The 4,540-nt window shown below is 63.6% G+C and carries 1 protein-coding gene; it reads left to right on the top strand.

All coding sequences use genetic code 11. The features are described 5' to 3' along the window. On the top strand, nt 1-4,540 hold a 4,540-nt coding region (locus ACIBI6_RS41135; RefSeq protein WP_396960589.1), incomplete at both ends, for a type I polyketide synthase.

The raw sequence follows: 4,540 nt of genomic DNA on the forward strand, positions 1-4,540 counted from the left end.
TGCGGTTGTCGCGATGGCGGGTATGGGTGTGTCGAGGTTCGCCGAGGTCGGGCCTGATGCGGTGTTGACCCCGATGATCACCCAGATCCTCGACAATGGGCACGTCAGTGCGGCGGCAGCCGTCGTGGCTCCTGTTGTGGTGGCCTTGGCACGCCGGGGTCAGGCGGATGCGTCGGCCGTGCTGAGTGGGGTGGCCGGTCTATTCGTCTCTGGCACCAAGGTGGACTGGGCCGCTCTCTACGCTGGTTCCGAGGCCCGGCGAATTAACTTGCCCACCTACGCTTTTCAGCATCAGCGTTATTGGACGGCCGAAGGTTCCACCGGTAGCGGCGCTCGGGCGATGGGGCTGGTGGCTACCGGTCATCCCTTGGTTTCGGCGGTGGTGTCGCAACCGGATTCCGATGTGGTCGCTGTCAGCGGCAGGTTGTCGGTGCAGACGCATCCCTGGCTAGCCGATCACAGAGTTATGGACACCGTGCTTTTCCCTGGCACCGGATTTGTCGAACTCGCCATGCACGCCGGGGAGCGAGTGGGCTGTTCGAGTCTCGATGAGCTGGTTCTGCGGGCTCCGCTGGTGCTGTCGGAGTCCGGCGGGGTTGCCGTGCGCGTTGTGGTAGGTGCTGAGGATGAGTCGGGTCGTCGCGCGGTGCGGATCTTCTCTCTCCCCGATGATGACGTTGATTCGGTGCTGTCGTGGACGTTGAACGCCGAGGGCGTGCTTACACCGGGAATCGATAGCGCGCCTGTGGATTTGGTGCAGTGGCCGCCCTCTGGTGCGGTCGCGGTGGATATCGATGGTGTTTATGACTCCCTGGATGTGCAGGGTTACCAGTACGGTCCGGTGTTCCAGGCACTTCGGTCGGTGTGGCGTGCAGCGGACGGGCTGCTCTATGCCGAGGTCGAATTGCCTGAACAAGCCCGGGCCGAGGCAGAACGCTTCGGTCTGCACCCGGCGCTGCTCGACGCCGCTCTGCACGCGCTGCGCGTCGCCGACAACCTGCCTGCGGACGGGACTGGCCTGGCGTTGCCGTTCGAGTGGTCCGGTGTGACGGTGCATGCGGCTGGGGCCAATGCGTTGCGTGTTCGGCTCACACGGATAGGTGAGCACGGCGTTGCTCTAGATCTCGCGGATTCGTCGGGTGCTGCGGTGGCGTCGGTGCGGCAGTTGGCTTCCCGGCCATTTGATCCCGCGCAGCTCACGGCTAATGCATCTGTCGCCGGTAATGCGTTGTTCCAGGTCGATTGGACACCGATCTCGGTGCGTGAGGCCGAGGTCGCCGCGGTAGCGTGGCCGGATCTCGGTGAGCGGGTGCCGCCGGTGGTGGTGCTGGACTGCCCGGCGGGTAATGATCCCGCTGCCATTCACGCTGCGACGCATGAGGTTTTGGAGGTCCTTCAATCCTGGACGGCAAGCCAGCGGTTCACCGAGTCGGTTCTGGTGGTCCGGACCCGTGGTGCGGTATCGGTTGGCGGGGAAGACGTTACGAATCTGGCTGGTGCCGCGGTGTGTGGTCTGGTTCGTTCGGCGCAGGCGGAGAATCCTGGCCGGATCGTGTTGATCGACACCGATTCCGGACTCGAGGGATTGCTGGGTGGGGTGCTGGCTGCGGCGGAACCGCAGGTGGCGGTGCGTGATGGGCAGGTATACATTGCGCGACTCGCCCGCGTCGATTCCACAGCGGTCGTTTCCACCGAGACCGCTTCGGCGACTACCTCTTTCGGTCCGGACGATACTGTGTTGATCACCGGCGCGGGTGGTTTGCTCGCTGGGTTGTTCGCCCGTTACCTGGTCGACGCCCATGGTGTGCGCCGGCTGTTGCTGTTGAGTCGCCGTGGTGAATCCGCTTCCGGTGCCACCGAGTTGCGGGCGGAGTTGCGGTCTCGCGGTGCGGAGGTCGATTTCGTCGCGTGTGATGTCGCTGATCGTGATGCATTGGCTGCGGTACTGGCCAATGTTCCTGCCGGTCATCCACTTGCGGGTGTGTTCCATATGGCCGGTGTGCTCGATGATGGTGCCATTGCTTCGCTGACTCCGGCTCGGATGGATGCGGTGTTGGGGCCCAAGGTCGATGCGGCCTTGCATCTGCACGAGTTGACCGCCGATCTGCCGTTGAAGGCGTTCGTGTTGTTCAGCTCGGTGGCCGGTGTGTTCGGCAGCCCTGGTCAGGGTAACTATGCCGCGGCCAATGCGTGTTTGGATGCGCTGGCGGCGCACCGTAGGGCCTCGGGTGGTTGTGGCCAGTCGTTTGCCTGGGGTCTGTGGGACGGGGGTATGGCCGAGCAACTCACCGATGTCGACCGCAGCCGCATCTCCCGTTCGGGCATGCTGCCGCTGTCGGAGGAACAGGGTCTCGCGCTGTTCGACGCCGCGACAGGGATCGACGCAGCGGCTCCGATCCTTGTCCGTTTGGACCTGGAGAGCCTCCGCAGCGCTGGGTTCGCCGCGCCCGCACTGTTTTCCGGTTTGGTCCCCGCACGCCGTAAGGCGGCCCCGGGTGCCTTTACGGCGCTACGTGCTCGTTTGGCGAATACTCCCGATAGTGAGCGCTTCGGTGTTCTCGTGGAGATCGTGCGTGGCCAGGTCGCCACAATCCTCGGTCATCGGAACGCGGATGCGATCGCGGCCGATAAGGCTTTCGGCGAGCTGGGCTTCGATTCGATCACCGCCGTCGAGTTCCGCAACGCTCTCAAGGCCGTGACAGGTCTACAGCTGCCTGCGACGTTGGTGTTCGATTACCCGACACCGCAGGCTTTGGCGCAGCATCTGGCCGATGAGTTCGCTGGTACCAGTCGGGATATCGAGGTCATTGCCAGCAGAGCTGTTGACGACGATCCGATCGCGGTGGTCGCGATGGCCTGTCGTTATCCGGGTGGTGTTGCCTCGCCTGAAGACCTGTGGAGTCTGGTCGTGTCGGGCGCCGATACCACTGGCGATCTACCGATGGATCGTGGCTGGGACATCGACGGCATTTACGATCCCGAACCTGGCAAGGCAGGCAAGACCTACACGCGTCGGGGTGGATTCCTATACTCCGCAGCCGATTTCGATGCGGAGTTCTTCGGGATCAGCCCCAACGAGGCCACGATGATGGATCCCCAGCAGCGGTTGCTGCTGGAGACCTCCTGGGAGGCGTTGGAGCGCGCCGGTGTCGACCCGGCGGTGCTGCGTGGCAGCTCGACCGGTGTTTTCGCTGGTGTGATGTATCACGACTATGCCCAGGGCACCGGGAACAGTGCGACCGGCAGTTTGGTCTCTGGCCGCATCGCCTACACGCTGGGGCTGGAAGGCCCGGCGGTGTCGGTGGATACGGCGTGTTCGTCGTCGTTGGTGGCGATGCATTTGGCTGCGCAGTCGCTGCGGTCGGGTGAGTGTGATCTGGCGTTGGCCGGTGGTGTGACGGTGATGGCGACACCGGAGACCTTCGTGGAATTCGGCCGCCAGCGAGGGTTGGCACCCGATGGTCGGTGTAAATCCTTCTCCGACACGGCTGATGGCGTGGGTTGGGCCGAGGGTGCCGGTGTGTTGGTGCTGGAGCGGCTGTCTGATGCCCGGCGCAACGGTCATGAAGTTCTTGCGGTGCTTGCTGGTTCGGCGGTGAATCAGGATGGTGCGTCGAATGGTTTGACCGCGCCGAATGGTCCGTCGCAGCGTCGGGTGATTCGGCAGGCGTTGGCGAATGCCGGATTGTCTGCTGCCGAGGTTGATGCGGTGGAGGCCCATGGCACCGGAACGACGCTGGGTGATCCCATTGAAGCCCAGGCGCTGCTTGCCACGTACGGCCAAGATCGGGGTGCGGATCGTCCGTTGTGGTTGGGTTCGCTGAAGTCCAACATCGGTCACTCCCAGGCCGCCGCGGGTGTGGGTGGTGTGATCAAGATGGTGATGGCGATGCGCCACGGTGTGTTGCCCCAAACGCTGCATGTTGATCAGCCGTCGACGAAAGTCGATTGGTCCCAGGGTGATATTCGGTTGTTGACCGAGCCGCAGTCGTGGCCGGAGGTGGGTCGGCCGCGTCGTGCTGGTGTGTCCTCGTTCGGGATCAGCGGCACCAATGCTCACGTAATTATCGAACAAACCCCGGACGCGGCCCCGGCCCCGGTGCAGAAGACACTCCCGGCTGGTGGAGTGCTGCCCTGGGTGGTTTCGGCGCGTAGTGGTGAGGCTCTTGCTGAGCAGGCCAGGCGTTTGGCATCGCATGTCGGCGACCATGACTTGGATCTGATTGATGCCGGTTTCTCGCTCGTGACTTCGAGAGTGTTGTTTGATCATCGGGCCGTGGTGTTGTCGGCTGAGGGTGATGGTCTGCGGGCTGGTACGCAGGCGTTGGGTCGTGGCGAAACGGTTTCGGGTGTGGTGTCTGGTCGTGTGGTGTCGGGTTCGACGGGGTTGGTGTTTTCGGGTCAGGGTGCGCAGTGGGCTGGTATGGCTGTGGAGTTGCGTGCGTCGTATCCGGTGTTCGCCGAGGTTTTCGATGTGATTGTTGCTGAGTTGGATCCGTTGCTGGGGCAGTCGGTTTCGCTGGGTGTGGCGTTGGTGTCT

Origin of the sequence: Nocardia sp. NPDC050412 (assembly GCF_044458825.1) — a bacterium.
Classification (GTDB): domain Bacteria; phylum Actinomycetota; class Actinomycetes; order Mycobacteriales; family Mycobacteriaceae; genus Nocardia.